Origin of the sequence: Rhodococcus sp. C3V (genome assembly GCF_029269915.1) — a bacterium.
Lineage (GTDB): Bacteria > Actinomycetota > Actinomycetes > Mycobacteriales > Mycobacteriaceae > Rhodococcus_F > Rhodococcus_F qingshengii.
Genome location: NZ_JARJBE010000008.1, coordinates 108,105 through 133,996, shown reverse-complemented (window position 1 = coordinate 133,996; position 25,892 = coordinate 108,105). Strand labels below are relative to the sequence as shown.

The window sequence follows — 25,892 nt, the reverse complement described above, 5'->3', positions numbered from 1 at the left end:
CTAAATGACCATCGCACGAGGCCGCGGCGATCAGTTCCTGCTGAAGAGTCGCAAAGTAGCCAGAATTCCAGTGAACGCGTTGGACCGCGCGGGCGAGCAGATGTCGTTCTACGCGCGCGCCATCGCGTGGACCCCTCGCACGCTGCATCGGTACCGGAAGGAGACGCTTCGACTACTCGCCGAAGTGACCTTCGGTAGCGGTGCGCTCGCGGTGATCGGCGGAACCATCGGCGTCATCGCGATGATGTCCGGATTCACGGGTGTCGTCGTCGGCCTCCAGGGCTTCGCCGCTCTGGAGCAGTTGGGTAGCTCGGTCCTGACCGGCTTCCTCTCCGCATACGTCAACACCCGTGAGATCGCTCCGATCGTTGCGGCTCTTGCGCTCTCGGCCACGGTTGGTTGTGGCTTCACCGCCCAACTCGGTGCCATGCGAATCTCCGAAGAGATCGACGCGCTCGAGGTCATGGCAGTTCCGTCGGTGCCGTTCCTGGTCACGACGCGCATGATCGCCGGCTTCGTCGCCGTCATCCCGCTGTACATCGTGGGTCTGCTTGCGGCGTACCTCGCCTCGAGAGTGATCAGCACGGTCTTCAACGGGCAATCAACGGGTTCCTACGACCACTACTTCAACCTGTTCCTGCCACCGCAGGACGTGCTGTATTCGTTTGCGAAAGTCCTGGTATTCGCCTTCGTGCTGATCCTGATCCACTGCTACTACGGGTTCCATGCCTCAGGTGGTCCCGCAGGTGTCGGCGTGGCCGTCGGCCGCGCTGTTCGCGCCGCAATCGTGACGATCGCCGTTCTCGACTTCTTCCTCAGCCTCGCAATCTGGGGCACCACGACGACAGTGAGGGTGGCCGGATGATCGAGGCTCCGTCAGTCCTGCGCCGCCGTGTGCTCGGACTCGTGTTCTTCGTGGTGTTGGCATTGTTCCTGGCCTTCACCATCGGAACCTTCAACAAGACGTTCAAGGACGTCGTGAAGATCGACCTCGTGACCGACACAGTCGGAAATGCGTTGCCACCCAACGCGGACGTCAAGGTCCGTGGGCTGCTGGTCGGCGAGGTGCGATCCGCGTCGACGAAAGACGGCCAGGTCACCTCGGTCCTCGCGATCGAGCCGGACAAGGCTGATCTGATTCCGTCCAACGTCACGGCGCGTCTGCTCCCGAAGACGCTTTTCGGTGAGCGCTACGTCTCCCTGATCATTCCGGAGGGAACCACCGCGACCCCGATTTCCGCGGGAACGGTGATCCACCAGGACAAGAGCGGCAATGCTGTCGAGGTCGGCGACGTTCTGGACGGACTGCTCCCACTTCTGCAGGCGATTCCGCCGCAGGATCTGGCGAACACGCTCGGTTCTCTCGCGCAGGGTCTGACGGGACGCGGCGCCGAGCTCGGTCTGACGGTCGATCGTCTCGAGGAGATCTTCCGCGGCGTCAATACCGAACTGCCCGCGGTGCAAGAGGATCTGCGCAAGTTCGCGGACTTCTCCCAGACGTACTCGGACGCTGCGCCCGATCTGATCAACGCTCTCGACAATCTGCGGACCACGGGTAACACGGTGGTGCAGAAGCAGGACCAGTTGCGGACACTGCTGGCGTCGCTCACCGTGACATCGTCTGACACCGCAGCCTTCCTCGAAGCGAACTCGTCCTCGATCATCACGCTCGCTGCGGATTCGAAGGAAGCTCTCCAGCTTCTGGCCCAGTACTCTCCGACCTTCGGGTGCACGTTCAAGGGCTTCTCGGACACCGCTCCGGAAGCTGCCAAGATCCTGTCCACCGACGCGCCCAATCCTGGTGTGCGTGCGAGTATTCAGATCGTGAACCCCAAGGGTCGCTACCTGCCCAACCAAGACGAGCCACGGCTCGTCGACAACCGCGGCCCGGTTTGCTACGACAACGTCACCGAGCCCGGTCGTCCGTTCCCGCAGTACCCCGGCGGTTCGTACGGTGACGGTTCCTACCAGGTTCCTTCCCGCAATCCAGGTCCCGCCACCATGGAATTCCTGCCTGCACCCGAGGGCTCCGGACCTCAGTTGTTCTCGACCAACAACAGCGGTCCGGCTCAGCAGGCCGGCTACGCGGGCTCGAAACTCGAAGAGGATACGTTGAAGGTGATCTACGGACAGGCCAACGGTGTTGCGCCGGACGATGTTCCGGCGTGGACCACGATGGTCAGCGCTCCGGCATTCGCAGGTGCGGAGGTGAGCGTCCAATGAGAGGACTCGCAGCTCCGCTGACAAAGCTCATCATCTTCGTTGTGGTGACGGTCCTGGCGACAGGACTGCTGGCAGCCAGTATCGCCAACCTCGGCGGCGGTGGCGGCACCAAGTTCAACGCCGTCTTCTCCGACGTCACTTCGTTGAACGAGGGCGACGAGGTTCGCATTGCCGGTGTTCGTGTCGGCCAGGTCGAGAAGATTGCCATCGTCAACGACAACCAGGCCGAGGTCCAGTTCTCGGTATCCGACCGTGATTGGTTGCCGGCCAGTTCCATCGCCACCATCCGGTTCCGCAACCTGGTGGGGCAGCGGTACATCTCGCTCTCGCAGGGTGAAGGCAGCCAAGGCAAGAAGATCACCGGCGGCGATACCCTGCCGCTGTCTCAGACGCGCCCGGCAGTCAACCTCACGACACTCTTCAACGGCTTCAAGCCGCTGTTCACCACCCTGAGCGCGGACGACGTCAACAAGCTGTCGTACCAGATCATCCAGGTCTTCCAAGGCGAATCGGGCACCATCAGTGAGCTCGTGCGCAACACCGCGAGCCTGACCAACACCGTCGCGGACAAGGACGCGGTCATCGGCGCGGTGATCAAGAACCTCAACGACGTTCTCGACACCGTCAACGCGAACGACAAGAACCTCGATTCACTGATCGTCAACACCCAGCAACTCGTCACCGGGTTGGCCAACGAGCGTGGGGTGGTCGGTTCGGCCGTCACCTCACTCGCCGGCCTGACCGACGCGACGGCAGACCTGCTCGAGCCGACGCGGCCGTCGATTCAGGGCTCGATCACGGCACTCAACACGCTGGCGACCACACTCAATCGTCGGAGTGACGACGTCAACGCGGTGCTCGAGACCTTGCCGGTCAAGCTCGAGAAGCTCGCACGCGTAGCGAGCTACGGTTCCTGGTTCCAGTTCTATCTGTGCGGAATCGACATCGTTGCCGGTCCAGGACAGTCTGCCTCGCTGAATCTGCCCACCGGCCTGCCGACGGTCAATCAGCCGATTTACACCAACGCGGCCACGCGATGCACTCAAGACGGTATGAGGGAGTTGCAAGGTCGATGAGTAAACGTCGCAGTCCGGCAATGGCCGGAGCCATCGGTATCTTCGTGGTGCTGCTGGCCACTTTGTCCGCGTTCTTCCTCGATTCGCTTCCGTTCGTGGGAGCAGGCTCGTCCTACTCCGCCGAGTTCTCCGAAGCCGCGGGTCTCAAGCCTGGTAACGAGGTTCGTATCGCCGGCGTGAAGGTCGGCAAGGTCACTTCCGTCGATCTCGACGGTGACCGTGTTCTCGTCGACTTCAAGGTCAGTGACGCGTGGGTGGGAGATCAAACCTCTGCGTCCATTCAGATCAAGACCATTCTGGGACAGAAGTACCTCGCACTAGATCCGCGCGGAACCGACAACCTCGATCCCAAGGATCGGATTCCGCTCGAGCGCACCACCTCTCCGTACGACGTCGTTCAGGCCTTCTCGGCCGCGGCAGACACAGTCGGCGACATCGACACCGACCAGTTGGCGAAGAGCATGGAGACGTTGTCCCAGGCATTTTCCGAGACACCTGGCGATGTCCGCGCTTCGCTCGACGGTGTCAGTCGGCTGTCGCAGACGATCGCGAGCCGCGATCAGGACTTGCAGAAGCTCTTCGCCGCCACCGGGAAGACGTCGCAGATTCTTGCTGACCGCAACAAGGAATTCACCCAGCTGATCCGAGACGGCGGACTTTTGGTGCAGGAACTCAACAATCGCCAGCAAGCGATTTCGCAGCTGCTCACCGGAACTCAGCGCGTCTCTCAGCAGCTCACCGGTCTCGTTCGTGACAACGAGGCGGCAATCGGGCCGGCGCTGACGCAGCTCAACGGCGTCATCGACATCTTGAAGGCCAACAACGAGAACTTGGACAAGGCACTGAAGCTCTACGAACCCTTCATTCGCTTGTACGCCAACGTGGTCGGCAACGGCCGTTGGTTCGACCAGGTCGTCGTGAACCTCCTTCCGCCGGGTCTGCCGGACATTCCGGGCTACCGTGACCCCGTTCGTACGTTGGGAGGCAACTGATGGCTGATACTGCCGAAGCCGGAAGCGGCTCCAAGAAGCGCTCGGTCGCGATCATCGCCGCTGTTCTGATCGGGTTACTCGTAATCGGTGGCGCGCTGTGGTGGGTGTTCACTCGCGCCGGTACCACCAAGATCACCGCCTACTTCGACAAGTCGGTGGGTATCTACGACGGCTCCGACGTTCGTGTTCTCGGTGTCAAGGTCGGCACCGTCGAATCCGTCGAACCCCAGGGAGATCAGGTCAAGGTCGAGCTGCGTGTCGATCGTGGGATCGACATTCCCGCGGGTGCCAGTGCCGCTCAGATCACGCCGTCGGTGGTTGCCGACCGCTACATCCAGCTGACACCGGTCTTCACCGGCGGCGACAAGATGGCCAGCGGTGCAGTAATTCCGATCGAGAAGACGGCGACGCCTGTCGAGGTCGACCAGTTGTACTCCAGCATCGACGAACTCGCGTCGGCTCTCGGTCCTGAAGGTGCCAACAAGAACGGAGCACTGTCCGATTTCGTCGAGACAGGTGCGGCCAACCTCGAGGGCAACGGTGAAGCGTTGGGAGACAGCATCACCAACCTCTCGGATGCCGCACGGACGCTCAACGATTCGCGTGACAACATCTCGCTCACCATCAAGAACCTGGATACTTTTGTGGGCGCTCTCGCGGCCAACGATCAGCAGGTGCGCCAGTTCAACACGCAGTTGTCGGACCTGACCGGATTCCTGGCAGGTGAGCGCGACGATCTCGGTGCCGCTCTGAACCAGCTCTCGATTGCTCTCGGCGACGTCGCGAAGTTCGTGGCCGACAACCGCGATCAGTTGGTCCAGACAACCGAAGGTCTCGTCGAACCGACACAGACATTGGCGAACAACAAGGAAGCCCTGGCCAACACGCTCACCATGCTTCCGTTGGCGATCTCCAACTTGGTCAACTCGTACGACGCCGAATCAGGTGTGCTGGCTTCACGTCTGGCGTTCCCTGATCTTCAGAACCCGGCCGGCGTGCTCTGCAAGTTGATGGACCTCGGCAAGCTGTTGCCCGGTGATCCGCGGTTCGAGGCATTGGGAAGGCAGATGCAACCGGCCATCGACCAGTGCGCAAACGTCGCTGCGATGACCGACGCAGCCAATCAGGCTGCAGGCCTGAACCTTCCCTTCGGCATCCTTGCCGGTTCCGAACGACAGATGCAGGTAGTTCCGGGCACTGTGCCCGGCGTCGTGTCACCGCGACTGACCAGTGGAAACGGGGAGGGCGAGTGAAGCGTTCGTTGATAGTCGGCGCCGGATTGTGCGCCGTCCTGATCTCGGCAACCGCCTGCTCGTCCGAGGGGATCTACGCTGTCCCGCTTCCCGGCGGTCCTGATGTGGGTTCCGATCCGATGCACTTGACCATTCAGTTCGACGACGTGCTCGACTTGGTTCCGCAGTCCGCTGTGAAGGTCGACGGCGTTCCCGTCGGTCGAGTCGACGACGTGTCGGTCGGACCGGACGGATGGACCGCGGACGTCGGAATCATCCTCGACTCGTCGGTTGATCTGCCCGCCAACGCAATTGCCGCGGTCGAGCAGACCAACCTGCTCGGCGAGAAGTTCATCCAGCTGTCGGCCCCGCCGTCCGGACCGGACTCTGCGAAGCTGGCCGACGGTGACCTCATTCCGCTGGATCGCACTCGCCACGCCACGGAGATCGAGCAGGTTCTCGGCGCATTGTCGCTGCTGCTCAACGGCGGCGGTGTGGGCCAGTTGCAGCCCATCGTCGAAGAACTCGGTGCCGCGTTCGACGGTCGCGAAGGCAAGACGAGAAGTCTTCTGGAGCAGGCGAACACACTCATCGGTGGACTCAACGAGCAGCGTGACGACATCACACGCGCCCTCGACGGCCTGGATGTGCTCTCGACTCGCGTCAACGATCAGAACGAGAAGATCGGGAAGATTCTCGAGGAACTCCCCGTTGCGACACAGGTTCTCAACGAGCAGCGTCCGCAGCTGACGCAGATGCTCGCTCAGGTGGATCGACTCGGAACAGTGGGAACCGACGTCCTCACACAGTCCAAGGACGATCTGATCGCTGATCTTCAGGCTCTGCGTCCGACGCTGCAGGCGCTCGCAGACTCCGGTGACGACTTCGTGGGGGCACTTCCGTTCCTTCCGACGTTCCCGTTCCCGGACGGTGTCGAGAAGATTGCACAGGGTGGTTCCGTCAACCTCTTCCTGAGTGTCGACCTGCAGATCGGCAATACACTCTCGGGTCTCGGTGTCGGGCAGGGAGAACCGGAATACCGCCAGCCCAAGTTCGGCAATCCCAAGCCGGTGGTCGACCCCTCCAACCCGTACTACAACGGCAACGGGCCGCGACCGGGGTGGCCGACAGTGTCACTGCTGCCGATCGCTCCGATCCTGCCGCAGGTTCCCGTTGTCGCCGGCCTTCCCGCCACAACAGCGGGTGACCCGGCAACGCCGGCGCCCGCGGCGAACCCACTCAACCCCATCCAGGGAATGCTGGAACAGTTCGGAATCGGCGGTGATGGACAGTGAGATCAGCTCTGGTCAGATGGCAGCTCGTCGGCTTTGTCGTGGTTGCGCTCCTGGGTCTCATCTACGTCGGCGCCAAGTACGTGCGCCTGGACAACCTCATGGGGTTCGGTCAGTACACGGTCAAGACCGAATTGGCCACGTCCGGTGGAATTTTCACCAACGCCGAGGTGACGTATCGCGGCGTGCCGGTCGGGCGAGTGGGCGACATGTCGTTGACCGAGGACGGAATTCAGGTCGACCTGAAGATCGACAACAGTGCTCCGGAGATTCCCGCGTCGGCCCGTGCCGTCGTGGCCAACCGCTCCGCCATCGGTGAGCAGTACGTCGACCTTCAGCCCGATACCGACCAGGGACCGTTTCTCGAGGACGGCTCGGTGATCGCGGTGGGGGACACCACAACTCCGATCCCGATCGAGGATGTGCTGACCAGTGCCAACGGCTTGGTCAAGTCCGTGCCCGTCGACGCGCTCCACACCGTCGCCGTCGAACTCGGTGCAGCGTTCAACGGGAAGGGCGAGGACATTCAGGTCCTGGCCGATTCGCTGTCCGGTCTCTCGCAGTCCGGGCTCGACACTCTGCCTCAGACGCTCGCGCTGATTCGGAACAGTGAGACGGTACTGACGACGCAGTCGGATCAGTCCTCCGCGATCAAGCAGTTCAGTACCGATCTCGATGCTGTCACGGCGCAGTTGCGGACCAGTGATCCGGACATCCGTCGCTTGATCGACAACGGCATCCCGGCCAGCGATCAGATCGGTGCCCTCATCAACGAGGCGGGCCCGAGCCTGACGACTGACCTGACCAATCTTGCCGCGACCACCAAGACGCTTGCGCCGCGAACGATCGCGCTGCAGCCGTTCCTGATCTTCCTTCCCGGTCTGGCCGCTGCCGCACCGACGGTTGCTCCCGGCGACGGAACGGTCCATCAGGGCTTGGTGCTGGAGACCAACAATCCGCTCTCGTGCACGGTGGGTTACGAAGGCACCATGGCGATCCTGGACGAGATGAAGCGTCAGAATCCCAATTTCGACGACACCCAGCAGGACTTCCCGCTCAACACCGCCGCGTCGTGTGAGACGCCGCTGGGCAGCGAGACGGGCGTCCGCAGTGCCAACCGCGTGGTGTACGCCGATCCCGACACGATCCAGCCTTGGGACTTCAAGCCGAAGGTCGATCCGGACAAGTTGAACCTCAACCCGATCGCGACGCAGTTGGCGCCGTTGCTCGGAGTGACACCGAAGTAGACCGATCCGAATGTGGTCGAGTTTGTGCAGTTCAGGCTACTGAGTTGTGGCAGTTGACGATTCGCGGCCAGAGGCTGGGCAAAACAGGTAAGTAGGGTAGTGAGTGTGATTCAGAGAAACAGTTCCCCGCAGTCCGGCGGGCCCGAGCAAGTCGAATCGGGAGCGCCGACAACCGGTAGACCGAAGGGGCTGACAGCGTCTCTGATTGCGGTCGGTGTCTTGCTTCTGGCGGCAGTGGTTGCGCTCGGTGTGTTCGGCGTCCCGTACGTTCGGGCGCTCACCACCGACCGCACCGCCGCCGAGATGCGTGACGACGCGCTTATCGGTGCGCAGCAAGTCGCGATCAACCTCAACAACGCGGATTCGGCCAATCTCGACCAGTCGATCGAGAACATGCGTTCTTCGGTGACCGGTGACGAGATGACGACGTATCTGCAGACCGTTCAGGATTCCATCACCGACGAGTTGCGTAACTCGGGCTCGAAGGCTGACACCGAAGTCGTTCAGTCCGCGCTGACCGAGCTCAATACCGATGACCGGACCGCCACGGCACTGGTCGTCGTTCGTGTCACCACGACCCAGGGCAACCAGTTCGTCAAGAATCAGCTCGGCATGCGGCTGGGCATGGTCGAGATCGACGGGGTCTGGAAGGCGCAGTCGGCTGATCCGATCGGATCGCGACTCGATCTCGGCTCCGGCACCCTGCCGGCGGCCGACGGCTCCACGCCTGCACCTGATGCAACGCCTGCCCCTGGTTCGGGGACCGAGGCACCTGCGTCCGGTGCTCCTGCACCGACAACCGAGGGTGGTGATTCCGGTGGCCAGTAGTTCGTCGAACCTGCACACCGACATCCCTCGAAGGAGAAGCGCGTAATGCCACCCAAACGTCGTACCGGCGGACCGTCCTCCCCGCAGAACCGTCGGCCGAAGATCGCCGGAAGCGCTCGCTCGCTCAACGTCCCCGCGGGGACGTCCGATTCGGATCCGGTCGAGCCCACGATCGAACAGCCGGAAGAGGAAACACAGGAGGCTGTGAAGCCGGAGGTTGCGAAGCCGGAGGTTGCGAAGCCGACGCTCACGAAGGCAGAGTCCGGAGACATCGAGCCGCCGAAGACGGAAACCGACGCTCCGGAATCCACACCAGGCCCCGATCTGACCAAACCGGCGAAAACCGTCGCAGACGAGCCCAAGGCCCCTGCTACCCCGGAGACGGGCGCGGGGGAGTCGGCGACAACACCTACACAATCCAAGGCCGGTTGGCGCCTGGTCGCGATCCTGGGGGCCGCAGCGGTCATCGTCGCGATCCTCGCCGGCATCGCCTTCTTCAAAGTCGGCGCGAAGACGGACGACATCGCCTGGGTGGACGAAGGTGCCACGGCTGAAGTTCTTCGTGTGACGCCGTCGGCGTTGGCTGCAGTCTTCACGTTTTCTCCCGACACCTTCGACGCCGATTTCGACAAGGGTGTCCAGGGCCTGAACCAGTCGATGCGCGATCAGCTGACGCAGTACAAGGACACGCAGAAGGCCGGCGTCGAACAAACCCAGACGGCAACGACCGCTGATGTCCCGCTGATCGGGATCACACGGCTCGAGAAGGACCGGGCGCAGTTGCTCGCCCAACTGAACGTCAGCTCGACGCAGAACGGCGTGGCGGCAGACTCTCGCTCCGGAATGGTCATCGTGAGTCTGGAGAAGCAGGACGGAAACTGGCTGATCTCGGAGATTCGCGACCAGTAGCTCGGAGATTCGCGACCAGTAGCACCTGCGCACCAGCGCGAAGATCTGGATCGACGCACGATGTCGGTCCAGATTTTTCGTATGTGACGCCGTTGCTGGCTACACTCCCGGTGGCAGTGTTCGAATGCGCGTCACGAATGTTCGAATGCTGCGACACGCGCTCTCGCCCTTGACGGAGCGGTCCGCAAGGTCCACTCTGATCGGTGAACATGCACGGACGAGTGATCGGCAGTCTCACGTCAGTATCTGAATTCGACCCTCAGTTACACCCGACTCGACATTTCCAGAGTAAGGGTGTACTTTTGGACGTTGCGCTGGCTGCCTCCTGTCCACCCCTCGTCTCAACCGCTGCGAAGTCAAGTACTTCTTGCTTTCTGCGACGGGTTTCGTTCGGGTTGTAACCAGCGAAATTCGAAGCAGATACAGCGGCGGTCGCAACAGCACGGAGCGGCCCGCGTGAGGTGCTGGAAGGACGCATCTTGGCAGTCTCTAGCCAGACCAAGGCAGTTTCCGGAATCCCCGGAGCCCCGAAGAGGGTTTCGTTCGCGAAAGTTCGCGAACCCCTCGAAGTTCCCGGGCTTCTTGACGTACAGACAGATTCGTTCGAGTGGCTGATCGGCGCGCAGAGTTGGCGTGAACGAGCAGCGGCACTCGGCGACAATGCAGTGTCCGGTGGTCTCGAGGACATCCTCGCGGAGCTTTCTCCGATCGAGGATTTCAACGGCACTATGTCGCTGTCCTTCTCCGACCCTCGATTCGACGAGGTCAAGGCCTCGACGGACGAGTGCAAAGACAAGGACATGACCTACGCGGCGCCGTTGTTCGTCACCGCGGAGTTCATCAACAACAACACTGGTGAGATCAAGAGCCAGACGGTCTTCATGGGAGATTTCCCGATGATGACCGACAAGGGCACCTTCATCATCAACGGCACCGAGCGTGTGGTCGTCTCGCAGCTCGTGCGTTCCCCCGGTGTGTACTTCGACATGAGCGTCGACAAGAGCACCGAGAAGGATCTGCACAGCGTCAAGGTGATCCCGGGTCGCGGCGCATGGCTCGAGTTCGACGTCGACAAGCGCGACACCGTTGGTGTCCGTATCGACCGCAAGCGTCGTCAGCCTGTCACCGTCCTGCTCAAGGCACTCGGCTGGACCACCGAGCAGATCACGGAGCGCTTCGGCTTCTCCGAGATCCTCATGGCCACGCTGGAGAAGGACAACACAGCCGGCACCGATGAGGCGTTGCTCGACATCTACCGCAAGCTGCGTCCGGGCGAGCCCCCCACCAAGGAGAGCGCGCAGACCCTGCTGGAGAACCTGTTCTTCAAGGACAAGCGCTACGACCTCGCTCGCGTGGGTCGTTACAAGATCAACAAGAAGCTCGGCCTGAACGCGGGTCAGCCGATCGTTGCATCCACGCTCACCGAAGAAGACATCGTCGCCACCGTCGAGTACCTCGTGCGTCTGCACGCAGGTGACACCTCGATGACGGCTCCGGGCGGCATCGAGGTTCCCGTCGAGGTCGACGACATCGACCACTTCGGCAACCGTCGTCTGCGTACCGTCGGCGAGCTCATCCAGAACCAGATCCGCGTGGGCCTGTCCCGCATGGAGCGTGTGGTTCGTGAGCGCATGACCACACAGGACGTCGAGGCAATCACGCCTCAGACGCTGATCAACATCCGTCCCGTCGTCGCTGCGATCAGGGAGTTCTTCGGAACCTCCCAGCTGTCGCAGTTCATGGACCAGAACAACCCGCTGTCGGGGCTGACGCACAAGCGTCGTCTGTCCGCCCTCGGCCCGGGTGGTCTGTCCCGTGAGCGCGCCGGCCTCGAGGTTCGCGACGTTCACCCGTCGCACTACGGCCGCATGTGCCCGATCGAGACCCCGGAAGGCCCGAACATCGGCCTGATCGGTTCGCTGTCGGTCTACGCCCGCGTCAACCCGTTCGGTTTCATCGAGACCCCGTACCGTCGCGTCGTCGACGGACAGGTGACCGATGAGGTCGACTACCTGACCGCTGACGAAGAAGACCGCCACGTGGTCGCGCAGGCCAACTCGGCCATCGACCGCGAGGGTCGCTTCACCGACTCGAAGATTCTCGTCCGCCGTAAGGGTGGCGAGGTCGAGTTCGTCGCGTCCTCGGACATCGACTACATGGACGTTTCGCCGCGTCAGATGGTGTCCGTCGCAACCGCGATGATTCCGTTCCTCGAGCACGACGATGCAAACCGTGCCCTGATGGGCGCGAACATGCAGCGTCAGGCTGTCCCGCTGGTTCGCAGCGAGGCACCTCTCGTCGGTACCGGCATGGAGCTGCGTGCAGCTGTGGATGCCGGCGACGTCATCATCACCGAGAAGACCGGTGTCGTGGAGGAGATCTCCGCGGACTACGTCACGGTGATGGCTGACGACGGAAGCCGCAAGACGTACCGGATGCGCAAGTTCGCGCGTTCCAACCAGGGCACGTGCGCCAACCAGCGTCCGATCGTGGACGAGGGACAGCGTGTCGAGGCCGGCCAGGTTCTGGCCGACGGTCCTTGCACCGAGAACGGTGAGATGGCGCTGGGCAAGAACTTGCTCGTCGCGATCATGCCGTGGGAAGGCCACAACTACGAGGACGCGATCATTCTGTCGCAGCGTCTCGTGGAAGAGGACGTCCTGACCTCGATTCACATCGAGGAGCACGAGATCGATGCCCGCGACACCAAGCTCGGTGCCGAGGAAATCACTCGCGACATCCCGAACGTCTCCGACGAGGTCCTCGCCGACCTCGACGAGCGCGGCATCATCCGTATCGGTGCCGAGGTTCGTGACGGCGACGTGCTGGTCGGAAAGGTCACGCCGAAGGGCGAGACCGAGCTGACCCCCGAAGAGCGCCTCCTTCGCGCCATCTTCGGTGAGAAGGCTCGCGAGGTTCGTGACACGTCCCTCAAGGTTCCTCACGGTGAGACCGGCAAGGTCATCGGAATCCGCGTGTTCTCGCGTGACGAAGACGACGATCTGCCTCCCGGTGTCAACGAGCTGGTCCGCGTCTACGTGGCACAGAAGCGCAAGATCCAGGACGGCGACAAGCTCGCCGGCCGCCACGGTAACAAGGGCGTCATCGGCAAGATCCTGCCGCAGGAAGACATGCCGTTCCTCTCGGACGGCACGCCTGTCGACATCATCTTGAACACGCACGGCGTCCCGCGTCGTATGAACATCGGTCAGGTCTTGGAGACCCACCTCGGGTGGATCGGCAAGACCGGCTGGAACGTTCAGATCGCGTCCGACGGCTCTCGTCCCGACTGGGCTGCGACCCTGCCGGAAGAGATGCTGTCCGCTCCGGCCGACTCGAACATCGCCACCCCGGTGTTCGACGGTGCGAAGGAAGACGAGCTCACCGGTCTCCTCGGCGCGACGCTGCCGAACCGTGACGGCGAGCAGATGGTCGGACCCGACGGAAAGGCCACCTTGTTCGACGGCCGCTCCGGCGAGCCGTTCCCGTACCCGGTCTCGGTCGGTTACATGTACATCATCAAGCTGCACCACTTGGTCGACGACAAGATCCACGCTCGTTCGACCGGTCCGTACTCGATGATCACGCAGCAGCCTCTCGGCGGTAAGGCCCAGTTCGGTGGCCAGCGCTTCGGTGAGATGGAGTGCTGGGCGATGCAGGCCTACGGCGCGGCTTACACGCTGCAGGAACTGCTGACCATCAAGTCTGACGACGTGGTCGGTCGAGTCAAGGTGTACGAAGCCATCGTCAAGGGCGAGAACATCCCCGAACCCGGCATCCCCGAGTCGTTCAAGGTGCTCCTCAAGGAGCTCCAGTCGCTCTGCCTCAACGTGGAGGTGCTGTCCTCGGACGGCGCGGCCATCACGATGGCGGACGGCGACGACGAGGACTTGGAGCGGGCCGCAGCGAACCTGGGCATCAACCTGTCCAGGAACGAAGCTGCGACGGTCGACGACCTCGCGAACTAGGTTTCGGTCCCCGGGTTGCTCTTGAAAGAGCGGCCCGGGGGCGTAGTTCACATTTGAATTGGCAGTCAGGTTGCCGGGTGACCGGCAACCGTAACCCCAACGGGGAAAGGAAGTTACGTGCTCGACGTCAACTTCTTCGATGAACTCCGCATTGGCTTGGCCAGTGCAGAGGACATCCGCAATTGGTCCTACGGCGAGGTCAAGAAGCCGGAGACCATCAACTACCGCACGCTCAAGCCCGAGAAGGACGGCCTCTTCTGCGAGAAGATCTTCGGCCCCACTCGGGACTGGGAGTGCTACTGCGGTAAGTACAAGCGTGTCCGCTTCAAGGGCATCATCTGTGAGCGCTGTGGCGTCGAGGTCACTCGCGCCAAGGTTCGTCGTGAGCGCATGGGTCACATCGAACTGGCCGCACCGGTCACGCACATCTGGTACTTCAAGGGTGTTCCGAGCCGTCTCGGTTACCTGCTCGACCTGGCTCCGAAGGATCTCGAAAAGATCATCTACTTCGCTGCCTACGTCATCGTCGGTGTCGACGAGGAGCTCCGTCACAACGAGCTGTCCACCCTCGAAGCCGAGATGCAGGTCGAAAAGAAGACCGTCGCAGATCAGCGCGACGCCGATCTCGAGGCACGTGCGCAGAAGCTCGAAGCCGACATCGCCGAGCTCGAGGCAGAGGGCGCGAAGTCCGATGTCCGCCGCAAGGTCAAGGACGGCGGCGAGCGCGAAATGCGTCAGCTCCGTGACCGCGCGCAGCGTGAGCTGGATCGTCTCGACGAGATCTGGACCACCTTCACCAAGCTGAGCGTCAAGCAGCTCATCATCGACGAGCTCCTGTACCGCGAGCTGGTCGACCGTTACGGCGAGTACTTCACGGGTGCGATGGGCGCAGAGTCCATCCAGATCCTGATGCAGAACTTCGACCTCGACGCCGAGGCAGAGTCTCTCCGCGAGACCATCCGCAGCGGCAAGGGCCAGAAGAAGCTGCGTGCACTCAAGCGTCTCAAGGTGGTTGCGGCATTCCAGACCAACGGCAACTCGCCGATGGGCATGGTCCTCAACGCTGTTCCGGTGATCCCGCCGGAGCTTCGCCCGATGGTTCAGCTCGACGGTGGACGTTTCGCGACGTCCGACCTCAACGACCTGTACCGCCGCGTCATCAACCGCAACAACCGCCTCAAGCGACTGATCGACCTCGGTGCTCCCGAGATCATCGTCAACAACGAGAAGCGGATGCTGCAGGAGTCGGTCGACGCCCTGTTCGACAACGGTCGTCGTGGACGTCCGGTCACCGGACCGGGTAACCGCCCGCTGAAGTCCCTGAGCGATCTGCTCAAGGGCAAGCAGGGTCGCTTCCGTCAGAACCTGCTCGGTAAGCGCGTCGACTACTCGGGTCGTTCCGTCATCGTCGTCGGTCCTCAGCTCAAGCTGCACCAGTGTGGTCTGCCCAAGCTGATGGCTCTCGAGCTGTTCAAGCCGTTCGTGATGAAGCGTCTGGTCGATCTGAACCACGCGCAGAACATCAAGTCGGCAAAGCGCATGGTCGAGCGCAAGCGCGTCCAGGTGTGGGACGTCCTCGAAGAGGTCATCGCCGAGCACCCCGTGCTGCTCAACCGTGCACCTACGCTGCACCGTCTGGGTATCCAGGCATTCGAGCCGCAGCTCGTCGAGGGCAAGGCCATTCAGCTCCACCCGCTGGTGTGTGAGGCCTTCAACGCCGACTTCGACGGTGACCAGATGGCTGTTCACCTCCCGCTGTCGGCAGAGGCACAGGCCGAGGCACGCATCCTGATGCTGTCCTCGAACAACATCCTCTCGCCTGCTTCGGGTCGCCCGCTCGCCATGCCGCGTCTGGACATGGTCACGGGTCTGTTCCACCTGACCCGTCTCGACGAGGGTGTCACCGGTGAGCTCGTTGCTCCGACCAACGACGAGGCAGAGCAGGGCGTGTACTCCTCGCCCGCCGAGGCTCAGATGGCAGTCGACCGCGGCGCGCTCTCGGTTCAGGCTCAGATCAAGGTGCGTCTGACGCAGCAGCGTCCGCCGCGCGACCTCGAGAACGAACTGTTCCCTGAGGGCTGGAACTACGGTGACGGCTGGACCGCCACCACGACACTCGGCCGTGTGCTCTTCAACGAGCTGCTTCCGGCGGACTACCCGTTCGTCAACGAGCAGATGCCGAAGAAGCGCCAGGCGACGATCATCAACGATCTCGCCGAGCGGTACCCGATGATCGTGGTTGCTCAGACCGTCGACAAGCTTAAGGACGTCGGGTTCTACTGGGCCACCCGTTCGGGTGTCACGGTCTCGATCTCCGACGTGCTCGTGCCGCCGGAGAAGCCTGCCATCATCGAGGACTTCGAGGCTCAGGCCGACAAGATCGAGAAGCAGTACCAGCGTGGTGCTCTGGACAAGAAGGAGCGCAACAGCGCTCTGGTCACCATTTGGCAGGAAGCGACCGACAAGGTCGGCAAGGCCATGGAGGCTCACTTCCCCGACAGCAACCCGATCCCGATGATCGTGAAGTCCGGCGCAGCCGGCAACATGACTCAGGTTCGCTCGCTCGCCGGTATGAAGGGCCTGGTGACAAACCCGAAGGGTGAGTTCATCCCGCGTCCGATCAAGTCTTCCTTCAAGGAAGGCCTGACCGTTCTCGAGTACTTCATCAACACGCACGGTGCTCGTAAGGGTCTGGCCGATACCGCACTCCGCACCGCCGACTCGGGTTACCTGACCCGTCGTCTGGTGGACGTTTCGCAGGACGTCATCGTCCGCGAGGTCGACTGTGGAACAGAGCGCGGCATCGTCACCACGATCGCCGAGAAGCAGGCCGACGGCACGATGATCCGCGATGCTCACGTGGAGACCAGCACGTACGCCCGTACCTTGGCGGCCGATGCAGTCGACGCGAACGGCACCGTCATCGTCGAGCGTGGCCACGATCTCGGTGACCCCGCGATCGATGCTCTGCTCGAAGCCGGCATCACGACGGTCAAGGTCCGCTCGGTCCTGACCTGCACCACCGGCACCGGCGTTTGCGCCACTTGCTACGGCCGCTCGATGGCCACCGGCAAGCTGGTCGACATCGGTGAGGCTGTCGGTATCGTCGCCGCACAGTCGATCGGTGAGCCCGGTACCCAGCTGACCATGCGTACCTTCCACCAGGGTGGTGTCGCAGGAGATGACATCACCGGCGGTCTGCCGCGTGTCCAGGAGCTGTTCGAGGCACGTGTGCCCAAGGGCAAGGCTCCTATCGCGGACGTCACCGGTCGGGTACAGCTCGAAGACGGCGATCGTTTCTACAAGATCACCATCGTTCCGGACGACGGCGGCGAAGAGGTTGTCTACGACAAGCTCAGCAAGCGTCAGCGTCTGCGTGTCTTCAAGCACGCCGACGGTCGCGAAAGCCTCTTGGCTGACGGTGACCACGTCGAGGTCGGACAGCAGCTCATGGAAGGTGCTGCCGATCCCCACGAGGTCCTGCGAGTCATGGGTCCGCGTCAGGTTCAGATCCACTTGGTCAACGAGGTCCAGGAGGTGTACCGGAGCCAGGGTGTGTCGATCCACGACAAGCACATCGAGGTCATCGTGCGCCAGATGCTTCGTCGCGTGACGATCATCGATTCCGGTGCCACCGAGTTCCTGCCCGGTTCGCTCACCGAGCGCGCCGAGTTCGAGTCGGCAAACCGCCGCGTTGTCGCCGAGGGGGGCGAGCCCGCAGCCGGCCGTCCGGTGCTCATGGGTATCACGAAGGCGTCGCTCGCGACGGATTCGTGGCTGTCCGCGGCATCGTTCCAGGAGACCACTCGTGTCTTGACCGACGCGGCTATCAACTGCCGCTCGGACAAGCTGATCGGTCTGAAGGAAAATGTCATCATCGGCAAGCTGATCCCTGCCGGTACCGGTATCAACCGTTACCGCAACATCCAGGTTCAGCCCACCGAAGAGGCACGCGCCGCTGCTTACGCAGTGCCGTCGTACGACGACCAGTATTACAGCCCGGACGGCTTCGGCCAGAACACCGGTGCTGCAGTTCCGCTGGACGACTACGGCTTTAGCAACGACTACCGCTAAGCGTTAGTTCGTAGAAATCCCCCCACTTCGAAAGAGGTGGGGGGATTTTTCATGTCAGGAGTGGGACGTTTTCAGGAGTTGCTGCCGCTGAGGTCCGGGATGACGATCTCCTGGACGGCCCACTTGTTCCCGTCGGGGTCGGCGAAGTAGATGAACCGCCCCCAGGCCTGGTCGTCGATCGGGCTGATGTCGATGCCGCGGCTCTTGAACTCGCGCTCGGCCTCTTCGATGTCCTTGACCACTACCTGCATGCCGACGACCGAGCCGGGCTCGGCGTCGGTGATTCCCTTGCCGATGCAGATCGAGCAGGCCGAACCGGGAGGGGTCAGCTGGACGAATCGCAGGTCTTCGCTGACCGTGTGATCGTGGTCGGCATTGAATCCGAGGCGGACGTAGAAGTCCTTGGCGCGGTCGATGTCGGTGACGGGAATGGCGACCAGTTCGAGCTTGATGTCCATGACGTGCCCTTCATGTGATGGTGAATTCCGGCGACAGGTCCAGTGTTGCGGGTATTGCGGTCAGAAACGGTCCTCGTTCGGCGTCCGGATGAAACTTTCCGAATTCCTTGTTGCTCCGAGGGCGCTTCTCTCACTGCTCGACCGATCCCGAACCAGGAGCGGATACCCCGACTCCGCAGCTCTGACGCATTCCGTCGAACGTGCCGCGCACGCCGACGCTCTCGGCTACCACCGGTTCTGGGTCGCCGAGCATCACGCGGTGCCCGGGATCGGGAGCGGGTCGCCGGCAGTACTGCTTGCCGCGATCGGCGCGCATACGCGCGATATCAGACTCGGCAGCGGTGGAGTCATACTGCCGAATCACCAACCGCTGATCGTCGCCGAGCAGTTCTTGATGCTGGAGGCTCTCTACCCGGGGCGAATCGATCTCGGCCTCGGCCGATCGCTGGGATTCACGGAGCCCGTACGTCAGGCACTACGACGCAGCAAGGACGCTCCGGACACGTTTGTGTCGGACCTGGACGAGGTGAGGCGTTACCTGGACGGATCCGCCGCAGTGACGGCACGGCCGGCGTCGCAGACTGGGGTGCCGATCTTCGTGCTGGCGACGCGCACAGGTCTGAAAGTTGCAGCGCAGCTGGGGCTTCCGGTGGTCGTGGGTGGGCCGATACTGGGAATCGGTAGCACCGATCGGGTGGATGCGTTGGACGAGTACCGCCGAGCTTTCCAGCCCACCGACACACACCCCGAACCCTATGTGGTGGTTTCCCTCGAGGTGGCGGTTGCCGATACCACCGAGGCGGCCCGTGAGTTGCTGATCCCGGAGGCGTACGCGCTCGCAGAATCGTCACGGACAGGGGAGTTTCCGCCGCTCGTGTCGCCGGACGAGATCAGGCGCGCCCCGCGCAGTGATCGAAACGCCAGGCGCATCGAGTCGTTCACGGCTTCGGCGCTGCACGGGACGCCCGTCGAGGTGAAGCAGCAGCTTCACGATCTGGCCGAGCGAACCGGTGCCGACGAATTGCTGGCGTCCACGTCGACGTACGACCGTGACGCGCTTGCACTTTCGGACCGCCTACTGCGTGAGGTGGTTTAGCAGTGTGGTTGATCTAACGAGGCACGTGAAACTCGAGCAGAGTGGCGACGGAGTCGTCGAGTTCGGTCCACGGCACCGGTACGGAGAGGACGGCGATCGCCGAAGTCGGGAACTTGTCGCGGATACGTTGGGCCGCTTCGGAGTTTTCGTTCGATGCGAGATCGAGTGCAGTCCAGGGAATTCCGGGTTCGTGTCCGACGATCAGGAGCGTCTTGACGTGGTCGGACGTGGTTCGCGCAGCTGCAATGACGTCTGCGGGTGAGCCGCCGTAGATGGACTTCTCGAACCCGGCGGGAGCTTCGATTCCCGTCGAGGCAAGGGTTTCGACGGTCCGCCGGGAGGTGGAGCACAGAACGGCGTCGACGGGCGGGACGTTTTCACGGATCCATTCGCCGCCGATGCGGGCCTCGCGCAGGCCCCGTTCGGCGAGCGGACGCTCGTGATCACGGATGCCCTCGGGGTAGCTGGACTTGCCGTGTCGCATGAGGACGAGGGTGCGGTGGTCGGCCATGCGTTCACGGTATCCGCTTTGTGCCCGTCAGTCCGGTTACTCTGGATGGTCAGGACCTTGAAGGAGGTTTTCGATGGCCGGTAAGAAGCTCGATCGAACTAATGCCCGAACTGCACTCGAGGTGGTACGCGAAAGCCCCACCATCGCTTTCATCACCGTTGCCCCGGCAGTGGTCGTGTTCGGCGTGGTGTGGTGGCTCTTCGGTTTCTGGGCCGCGATTCTTCTTGCGTTGGTGTTCGGTGTCGCGGCTGTCGCGACCCAGAAACTGCGTTAGAGGGCGCTCACCTGCGCAACTGCGCGGAGCGCTTCGCCGACCAGGAACCAGACCGTGACGGTCTTGTCGTCGACGCGGCTGCGCAGGACGACGTCGTCGCTGGAGACGATGGGGGAGAGGTACTCGATCAGTGCTCGATGCGGAACTGTCCGTAGTTCGGTGCGAGCGCTGAGGACCTCTTCGACTGCCTGCCAGTAGACGGCGTTGTTGACGTGGTCGAACGGGTCGATATCCGTGGCGCGCAGAGCGAACGGCGTGTCCAGAACACCCGCGCCGTCCGCCTCCGGTGCGTTCTCGGCGAGTACCCGCTTCCACTTCAGGCGATGCTCGTCGGTGGATTCCTCCAGTGGCCGCATGAAGTCGTCACTCATCCGCGTGGGCATGCCCGACTCGGCGCTGATGTTGATCCAGAAGCCTTCGGTTTCCATCAGCGCGCCGTTGCTGCCGTCGAAGCGCACACGCATGTTCGCCCATCTCGTGGAGAAGCCGGAGCACCAGCGAGTCATCGTCAACTCTTCCGGCCAGATCGCCGGGCGTACGACGTCGACGACCGTACGACGCACTATCCAGAGCGGATGGGTGTCGATGGCTCCCGCGGCCTCGATGTTGTCGTTGCCGATGTCCTGCAGGTAGCGGGCGACGGCGTCGAGCCTGACCTGCTTGGCGACGTCGATGTCGCCGGTGCGGACCGGGCGGGACTTGACGAAGATCGGTCCTCGGTCCGGCTGTTGCGCGAGCGTGAGATCTGGGTTCACGTGAGATTCCTGTTCGCTGGAGTGAGCCGATTCTGTCAGGCTTTTCAGCGAGTGGCGATTATCTGCTTTCCGCAGCCGGAGCCGTCGACCATTCGTGCCACGGCGACGGCGGTGTCGGCAAGGGGATGAACGGAGTCGATCACCGGGGTGATGTCACCTGCGTCGATGATCTGCGTCAGGACCTCCAGATCGTCGGCGTTCTCCGAAGCGATGAAGGTGCCCATTTTCTGAGATATGAACGGAGACAAGCACTGTGCGCGTATTTGGCGATCGGTTCCGCCGAGCCACCGTCCGCCGTTCTCGCCGCCGACGATCACCAGCGTTCCGGTGCGTGTGAGCGCCCGTCGAAGATCTCGCAGTCGGCGGTTGCCGCCGGTGTCGATGATGACGTCGTACCGATGCGATCCGTCGGTGGCGTCGTCGACGCGGTAGTCGAGAACCTCGTCGGCACCGATGGAGCGGACGGTATCGGTTTTCGAGGTGCTGCACACGCCGGTGACGTGAGCGCCCATGGCTTTTGCCACCTGCACCGCGTAGATCCCGACGCCACCGGATGCGCCGAGTACGAGGACGGATTGGCCCGCCTGCACGCGGCCGTGGTCGCGCACGGCTTGCAACGCTGTGAGGGCGGAGACCGGCACCGCTGCTGCTTGTGCGAACGACAACCGGGCAGGTTTTGCGGCAATCTTCGTCTCGAGTGCGCGTGCGTACTCCGCGAACGAACCGACCGCGATCCCGTATACCTCCTGGCCGACTGCCACGCGGGTCACCGAACTGCCGACGGCCTCGACTCGGCCGGATACGTCCAGTCCGCGTACCCGGTTCCTAGGTCTGCGCAGCCCGAAACCCGCGAGGCGCAACGGATATGGCAGTCCGGCCATGAGATGCCATGCCCCGCGGTCGACGGACGCGGCCTCGACGCGTATCAGCACTTCGTTGTCGGCGACAGTGGGGCGCGGAATGTGGTCGACGTAGAGAACGTCGGCCTCGCCGTAGCGATCCTGTACGACGGCGGTCATCAGTTCCTTCGGCATGCGAGTCTCCGTTCGTCGAATACTTACAGCGTAAGTATTGCACTTACGGTGTAAGTTCTGTCAACGTGGAGAAGCGCGCAAGATTGACCCGAGACGACGTCGTACACGCTGCTGTCGCGCTTGCCGATTCCGTCGGAATCGATTCGATGACCATGCGGAAGCTGGGCACCGAACTGGGCGTCGAAGCGATGTCTCTGTACAACCATGTTTCGGACAAAGGGGATCTGCTCGACGGAATGGTCGATGCGGTCTTCGCGGAGATCGATCTGCCGACGCCGGGACGCCCGTGGCGCACGGAACTTCACGTGCGAGCGGTATCGACAAGGGAAGTGTTGGGGAGGCACCCGTGGGCAACTCCGTTGATGGAGTCCCGAACGACGCCTGGTCCCGCGACCCTGCGCCACCACGATGCCGTCATCGGAACGCTACGCGCCGCCGACTTTCCCGTCGCCCTTGCTGCGCATGCCTTTTCGATCATGGATGCGTACATCTACGGCTTCGTGCTGCAAGAAGTGAGCTTGCCGTTCGAAACAGCGCAGGAAACGACGGAACTGGCGAAGGCGATCATGGGCTCGTTCGAGAGCGGTCAGTATCCGCACCTGGCCGAGTTCACCACCAAGCACGTCCTTGCTCCGGGATACAGCTACGCCGCCGAATTCGCTTTCGGTCTCGATCTGATTCTCGACGGACTCGAACGTCTGCACATCGGGAGCGAACGATGATCTGACGTGAGTACCGGGTTAAAGTCGAGAAAACCGGGTTACCGGTCCAGACTTCAGATGTCCCGAAGAGGAGCTTTCTGTGCGCGCCATGGTGGTTACGGAACTGTCCGGTCCCGAAGGAATTGTCGCGCAGGAGGTTCCCGAGCCCGCAGCCGAAGGTCTTGTTCTCATCGATGTGAAGGCAAGTGGCGTCTGCTTTCCGGACCTGCTCATCACCTACGGCAAGTATCAGATCCGCCCGGAACCGCCGTTCATTCCCGGCGCGGAGATCTCGGGCGTCGTGGTCTCCGCGCCGGAAGGGTCGGGTTTCGCTCCGGGCGATCGTGTTCTCGCGGCCGCGTATCTGGGTGGGTATGCAGAGCGGATTGCCGTCAACCCGGCGCAGGTACTCCGAATTCCGGACGGACTCGCCTTCGACGAGGCGGCCTCGCTGATCATCAACTATCAGACGATGGAGTTCGCGCTCGCTCGTCGCGCGAAGATCGTCGCGGGGGAGACAGTCGTCGTGCTGGGCGCTGCAGGCGGAGTCGGAACGGCAACCATCCAGCTGGCCAAGGCGCACGGTGCCCGGGTGATCGCCGTGGTACGACGCGAGGGCGTCGATGACTTCTTGCGTGAGCTCGGTGCCGACGAGGTGGTCGCGCTGGCTCCGGGATGGGGAGAGCGGATTCGGGAACTGACCGACGGCGTCGGCGCTCAGATCGTGGTGGATCCGGTGGGCGGCGATGCGTTCGACGACGCGGTCCGGGTTCTGGCACCCGAAGGACGACTCGTGGTGATCGGATTCGCCGGCGGCGGTATTCCCGAGGTAAAGGTGAACCGGGTGCTGTTTCGCAATATCAGCATTGTCGGCGCGGCATGGGGTGAGTTCACGCGTACCAATCCCGAGGCGGTAGCCGAGGTACACGCATCGCTGGTAGAGCACGTCCGAAACGGCTTGCGTCCGCTGGTCAAGGCACGGTATCCGCTTGCCGACGCAGCAGTTGCCCTGGCTGATCTCGAAAGCGGCAAAGTTCTCGGAAAGGCCATCTTGCTGCAGGAATGATTCTTTGCAACGTGATGGTGGTCACCAAATAATAAGTTGCAACATGTTTTCATTTGGGCAATAGTTGCAACCGCACTACCATTTGCCAGGTGATCGCTTCCGATTCTGATGACCTGTATGGAGCACTCGACGAGTTGTTCACTCGCCTGATGAGCGCCGGTGATTCGGAGTCGATCGATGCGTTGATCGAACTGGATCTCTCGTTCTCTCAGGTGCGTGTGCTGTTCGTACTTGCACAACGTGATGCGGCGATCCCGATCAACGAGGTTGCCGACGAGCTTCGGCTCTCGGTGGCAGCTACGGGGCGGAACATCGATCAGCTCGTGAACATGGGTCTGGTCGATCGCCGTGAAGACGAGCGGGACCGACGCGTCAAGCGGGTTTCCTTGTCGGAGGCCGGTCGTAAGGTGACGACCAACCACATCGAGTGCAAGCGCGGCCAGCTTCGCGAATTCGCGTCGCGTGTTCCTGAGCCAGAGCGGATTCGTTTGTTCGAGGCTCTCAAGCCCATTCTCGCGGGTGACTATCTGCGAGCACTTAACCAGGAGACTTCGCGATGACATCGCCGAACGCGCCGGCACCGGCGTCCGACAAACTTGACGGGGCGGTCCTCAAGATCGCTTCCGTGGTGGTGCTCGGCGCCATCATGTCGATTCTCGACGTAACCGTGGTGAGCGTCGCGCTCACCACCTTTGCCGAGGACTTCGAAACTTCGTACGCCACCGTCGCGTGGACGATGACGGCCTACACCCTCGCTTTGGCGACGGTCATTCCGGTTACCGGTTGGGCTGCCGACCGTTTCGGCACCAAGCGCCTCTACATGACGGCCCTGGTGCTGTTCGTGCTCGGTTCGGTCGCCTGTGCGATGGCGTGGGACATCACCTCGCTCATCGGCTTCCGTGTGCTCCAGGGCCTCGGCGGCGGCATGTTGATGCCGCTCGGTATGACGATCATGACCCGGGCCGCCGGTCCGGACCGCGTCGGTCGCGTCATGGCAGTTCTCGGTATCCCGATGCTGCTCGGCCCCATCGGTGGCCCGATCCTCGGTGGTTGGCTGATCGAGGCCGCGAGCTGGCACTGGATCTTCCTGATCAACCTGCCGATCGGCATCATCGCGTTGGCAGCGGCATTCATCATTCTGCCGTCCGACAAGGCGAAGCCTTCGGAGTCCTTCGACTTCCTCGGCATGATCCTGCTGTCACCCGGCCTCGCGCTGTTCTTGTTCGGTGTGTCGTCCATCCCTGAGGTGGGAACGGTTGCGTCGGCTCGGGTTCTGGTGTCGGCCGGTATCGGTCTGGCGCTGATCATCGCCTTCGTGTTCCACGCGCTCAACAAGGATCACCCGCTGATCGACCTGCACCTGTTCAAGAACCGTCAGTTGACCACCGCCGTCATCACGACGTCGCTGTTCATCGTCGCGTTCATGGGCGCCGGGTTGCTGTTCCCGAGCTACTTCATCCAGGTCGGCGGTCACACCACGCTCGCTGCCGGATTGTTGATGGCTCCGCAGGGTCTCGGCGCTATGGTCACCATGCCCATCGCTGGTCGACTGGTCGACAAGATCGGCCCGGGCAAGATCGTCCTGACCGGTTTGCCGTTGATTCTGATCGGCTTGGGTGTGTTCACACAGGTTGCCTCGGATTCCCCGACGTGGCTGCTGATGGGTGCCTTGTTCGTCATGGGCCTCGGTATGGGTTGCACCATGATGCCGCTGATGACCGCAGCTATCGTGACGCTCTCCAACGAGCAGATTGCTCGCGGCTCCACCCTGATGAACATCGTTCAGCAGACCGCAGGTTCGATCGGTACCGCCGTGATGTCGGTGGTCTTGACCAACCAGCTTCTCGATCGTGGCCTCGACACGACGATGGTCGGTGCGGCCTCGCACATTCCGACCGAACCGGGAAGTCCGCAGGAGTCTGCTGCGAATTCGATTCTCAGTGCGGCGTCGGATGCCTTCGGTAACACCTTCCTCGTTGCCACTGTGCTGATCGTCCTGACCCTCATCCCGGCGTTCTTCCTGCCGCGGAGCAAGACCACCAGGCCGGTGGCCGAGGGCGAGACGGCAACGCCGATCGTTATGCACTGACCGCTTTTCGGTAGATCGTTCGTCCAGGTGAGGGCGGCACACATCTTGTGTGCCGCCCTCACCTTTT

21 protein-coding genes are annotated in these 25,892 nt (G+C 62.5%); 17 read left to right on the top strand and 4 right to left on the bottom strand.

Annotation, left to right across the window (positions count from 1 at the left end):
• Nucleotides 1-4: 4 nt before the first annotated feature.
• The 11 genes from P3G66_RS20835 to P3G66_RS20785 all read left to right on the top strand — a co-directional run bounded on the left by P3G66_RS20835 (nt 5) and on the right by P3G66_RS20785 (nt 17,841).
• Complete coding sequence (locus P3G66_RS20835; protein WP_003941894.1) at nt 5-865, top strand: ABC transporter permease; 861 nt, start codon at nt 5-7, stop codon at nt 863-865.
• The gene (locus P3G66_RS20830; protein ID WP_003942007.1) at nt 862-2,223 is read left to right on the top strand and encodes an MCE family protein; all 1,362 of its coding nucleotides are present in this window, start codon (nt 862-864) and stop codon (nt 2,221-2,223) included. Before P3G66_RS20835 ends, P3G66_RS20830 begins: the two co-directional genes overlap by 4 nt.
• Nucleotides 2,220-3,299 (top strand): MlaD family protein, encoded by a 1,080-nt coding sequence (locus P3G66_RS20825; protein ID WP_003941932.1) that lies wholly within the window; start codon nt 2,220-2,222, stop codon nt 3,297-3,299. Before P3G66_RS20830 ends, P3G66_RS20825 begins: the two co-directional genes overlap by 4 nt.
• Entirely contained in the window at nt 3,296-4,291 is a 996-nt protein-coding gene (locus tag P3G66_RS20820; RefSeq protein WP_003942053.1) for an MCE family protein, read from the top strand. Before P3G66_RS20825 ends, P3G66_RS20820 begins: the two co-directional genes overlap by 4 nt.
• Nucleotides 4,291-5,544 carry an MCE family protein gene (locus P3G66_RS20815; protein WP_003941941.1) on the top strand — a complete coding sequence of 418 codons (1,254 nt, stop codon included), beginning with the start codon at nt 4,291-4,293 and terminating at the stop codon, nt 5,542-5,544. Before P3G66_RS20820 ends, P3G66_RS20815 begins: the two co-directional genes overlap by 1 nt.
• Nucleotides 5,541-6,818 carry an MCE family protein gene (locus P3G66_RS20810; protein WP_003941859.1) on the top strand — a complete coding sequence of 426 codons (1,278 nt, stop codon included), beginning with the start codon at nt 5,541-5,543 and terminating at the stop codon, nt 6,816-6,818. Before P3G66_RS20815 ends, P3G66_RS20810 begins: the two co-directional genes overlap by 4 nt.
• On the top strand, nt 6,815-8,062 hold the full coding sequence (locus tag P3G66_RS20805) for an MCE family protein (RefSeq protein WP_003942085.1): 1,248 nt from the start codon (nt 6,815-6,817) through the stop codon (nt 8,060-8,062). Before P3G66_RS20810 ends, P3G66_RS20805 begins: the two co-directional genes overlap by 4 nt.
• Nucleotides 8,063-8,161: 99 nt before the next feature.
• Nucleotides 8,162-8,890 carry a hypothetical protein gene (locus P3G66_RS20800; protein ID WP_346349161.1) on the top strand — a complete coding sequence of 243 codons (729 nt, stop codon included), beginning with the start codon at nt 8,162-8,164 and terminating at the stop codon, nt 8,888-8,890.
• A 45-nt stretch (nt 8,891-8,935) separates the two neighbouring features.
• Entirely contained in the window at nt 8,936-9,799 is an 864-nt protein-coding gene (locus P3G66_RS20795; protein ID WP_007728432.1) for a hypothetical protein, read from the top strand.
• Nucleotides 9,800-10,260: 461 nt separating this feature from the next.
• On the top strand, nt 10,261-13,767 hold the full coding sequence (gene rpoB / locus P3G66_RS20790) for a DNA-directed RNA polymerase subunit beta (RefSeq protein WP_276117069.1): 3,507 nt from the start codon (nt 10,261-10,263) through the stop codon (nt 13,765-13,767).
• A gap of 117 nt (nt 13,768-13,884) precedes the next feature.
• Nucleotides 13,885-17,841, top strand: a complete 3,957-nt coding sequence (locus P3G66_RS20785) for a DNA-directed RNA polymerase subunit beta' (RefSeq protein ID WP_003941914.1) — start codon at nt 13,885-13,887, stop codon at nt 17,839-17,841.
• A 71-nt stretch (nt 17,842-17,912) separates the two neighbouring features.
• Here the strand turns inward: P3G66_RS20785 and P3G66_RS20780 are convergent, their stop codons facing one another.
• Nucleotides 17,913-18,299: a glyoxalase superfamily protein gene (locus P3G66_RS20780; protein ID WP_003942070.1), complete on the bottom strand. Its 387-nt coding sequence runs from the start codon at nt 18,297-18,299 to the stop codon at nt 17,913-17,915.
• 88 nt (nt 18,300-18,387) lie between these two features.
• Between P3G66_RS20780 and P3G66_RS20775 the strand changes: the two genes are divergently transcribed.
• Nucleotides 18,388-19,395, top strand: coding sequence for an LLM class flavin-dependent oxidoreductase (locus P3G66_RS20775; protein ID WP_276117068.1), 1,008 nt, complete (start codon nt 18,388-18,390; stop codon nt 19,393-19,395).
• Nucleotides 19,396-19,408: 13 nt separating this feature from the next.
• Here the strand turns inward: P3G66_RS20775 and P3G66_RS20770 are convergent, their stop codons facing one another.
• A complete protein-coding gene (locus P3G66_RS20770) occupies nt 19,409-19,906 on the bottom strand; it encodes a histidine phosphatase family protein (protein ID WP_007728426.1) in 498 nt (165 codons plus the stop codon).
• A 73-nt stretch (nt 19,907-19,979) separates the two neighbouring features.
• Between P3G66_RS20770 and P3G66_RS20765 the strand changes: the two genes are divergently transcribed.
• Nucleotides 19,980-20,180: a hypothetical protein gene (locus tag P3G66_RS20765; protein WP_003941897.1), complete on the top strand. Its 201-nt coding sequence runs from the start codon at nt 19,980-19,982 to the stop codon at nt 20,178-20,180.
• Here P3G66_RS20765 and P3G66_RS20760 read toward each other — a convergent pair.
• Nucleotides 20,177-20,935, bottom strand: coding sequence for an acyl-ACP thioesterase domain-containing protein (locus P3G66_RS20760; RefSeq protein ID WP_083291738.1), 759 nt, complete (start codon nt 20,933-20,935; stop codon nt 20,177-20,179). The genes P3G66_RS20765 and P3G66_RS20760 overlap by 4 nt on opposite strands.
• Before the next feature lie 44 nt (nt 20,936-20,979).
• Entirely contained in the window at nt 20,980-21,969 is a 990-nt protein-coding gene (locus P3G66_RS20755) for an NAD(P)-dependent alcohol dehydrogenase (RefSeq protein ID WP_276117067.1), read from the bottom strand.
• A gap of 65 nt (nt 21,970-22,034) precedes the next feature.
• Between P3G66_RS20755 and P3G66_RS20750 the strand changes: the two genes are divergently transcribed.
• The 4 genes from P3G66_RS20750 (at nt 22,035) to P3G66_RS20735 (ending at nt 25,825) form a co-directional block, all read left to right on the top strand.
• Nucleotides 22,035-22,691, top strand: coding sequence for a TetR/AcrR family transcriptional regulator (locus P3G66_RS20750; RefSeq protein ID WP_276117066.1), 657 nt, complete (start codon nt 22,035-22,037; stop codon nt 22,689-22,691).
• Nucleotides 22,692-22,770: 79 nt separating this feature from the next.
• Nucleotides 22,771-23,736 carry an NADPH:quinone oxidoreductase family protein gene (locus P3G66_RS20745; protein WP_003941986.1) on the top strand — a complete coding sequence of 322 codons (966 nt, stop codon included), beginning with the start codon at nt 22,771-22,773 and terminating at the stop codon, nt 23,734-23,736.
• Nucleotides 23,737-23,825: 89 nt separating this feature from the next.
• The gene (locus tag P3G66_RS20740; RefSeq protein ID WP_003941890.1) at nt 23,826-24,296 is read left to right on the top strand and encodes a MarR family winged helix-turn-helix transcriptional regulator; all 471 of its coding nucleotides are present in this window, start codon (nt 23,826-23,828) and stop codon (nt 24,294-24,296) included.
• Complete coding sequence (locus P3G66_RS20735) at nt 24,293-25,825, top strand: DHA2 family efflux MFS transporter permease subunit (RefSeq protein ID WP_003942006.1); 1,533 nt, start codon at nt 24,293-24,295, stop codon at nt 25,823-25,825. Before P3G66_RS20740 ends, P3G66_RS20735 begins: the two co-directional genes overlap by 4 nt.
• The last annotated feature ends 67 nt before the right edge of the window (nt 25,826-25,892 follow it).

Bases quoted from the DNA above. Each gene is read 5' to 3' on its own strand.
- P3G66_RS20835 (WP_003941894.1), top strand. From the start codon at position 5: ATGACCATCGCACGAGGCCGCGGCGATCAGTTCCTGCTGAAGAGTCGC.
- P3G66_RS20830 (WP_003942007.1), top strand. From the start codon at position 862: ATGATCGAGGCTCCGTCAGTCCTGCGCCGCCGTGTGCTCGGACTCGTG.
- P3G66_RS20825 (WP_003941932.1), top strand. From the start codon at position 2,220: ATGAGAGGACTCGCAGCTCCGCTGACAAAGCTCATCATCTTCGTTGTG.
- P3G66_RS20820 (WP_003942053.1), top strand. From the start codon at position 3,296: ATGAGTAAACGTCGCAGTCCGGCAATGGCCGGAGCCATCGGTATCTTC.
- P3G66_RS20815 (WP_003941941.1), top strand. From the start codon at position 4,291: ATGGCTGATACTGCCGAAGCCGGAAGCGGCTCCAAGAAGCGCTCGGTC.
- P3G66_RS20795 (WP_007728432.1), top strand. From the start codon at position 8,936: ATGCCACCCAAACGTCGTACCGGCGGACCGTCCTCCCCGCAGAACCGT.
- P3G66_RS20780 (WP_003942070.1), bottom strand. From the start codon at position 18,299: ATGGACATCAAGCTCGAACTGGTCGCCATTCCCGTCACCGACATCGAC.
- P3G66_RS20775 (WP_276117068.1), top strand. From the start codon at position 18,388: ATGAAACTTTCCGAATTCCTTGTTGCTCCGAGGGCGCTTCTCTCACTG.
- P3G66_RS20770 (WP_007728426.1), bottom strand. From the start codon at position 19,906: ATGGCCGACCACCGCACCCTCGTCCTCATGCGACACGGCAAGTCCAGC.
- P3G66_RS20765 (WP_003941897.1), top strand. From the start codon at position 19,980: ATGGCCGGTAAGAAGCTCGATCGAACTAATGCCCGAACTGCACTCGAG.
- P3G66_RS20755 (WP_276117067.1), bottom strand. From the start codon at position 21,969: ATGCCGAAGGAACTGATGACCGCCGTCGTACAGGATCGCTACGGCGAG.
- P3G66_RS20735 (WP_003942006.1), top strand. From the start codon at position 24,293: ATGACATCGCCGAACGCGCCGGCACCGGCGTCCGACAAACTTGACGGG.